Below are 282 nucleotides of genomic sequence, written 5' to 3'. Positions count from 1 at the left end.
ATACGCGTGGTGCTAGTTCGTCACAAAATTAAAAAATCCTAAATTATAGACTAAAATTGCCAGTTCAATTTTTAGTTGAAAGCCAAAGGCACTCCGCATTAAGTTAGTTTCAATTCCAAAATCACTAACTAAGGTAGAAAAACGCGATTCAATTGTGCGACGTAACGCCTTGAGCGCGCGCTTATTATGTTCCTTAGCCCCCTTCATATTCGAACGGTATGGTGTCCATAACGTGTAGCCTAATTGCTTAAATTCAGCGCCAAGTCGCTTGCCTACATAACC

At 40.4% G+C, this 282-nt stretch carries 1 protein-coding gene; it reads right to left on the bottom strand.

From position 1 onward, the window contains the following. Positions 1–12: 12 nt before the first annotated feature. Positions 13–282: transposase (locus FC65_RS11300; RefSeq protein ID WP_162257078.1), on the bottom strand; the 270-nt coding region annotated here is incomplete at its 5' end.

It is taken from the genome of Ligilactobacillus acidipiscis DSM 15836 (assembly GCF_001435755.1).
Lineage (GTDB): Bacteria > Bacillota > Bacilli > Lactobacillales > Lactobacillaceae > Ligilactobacillus > Ligilactobacillus acidipiscis.
This window is presented reverse-complemented; position numbering and strand designations above follow the sequence as displayed.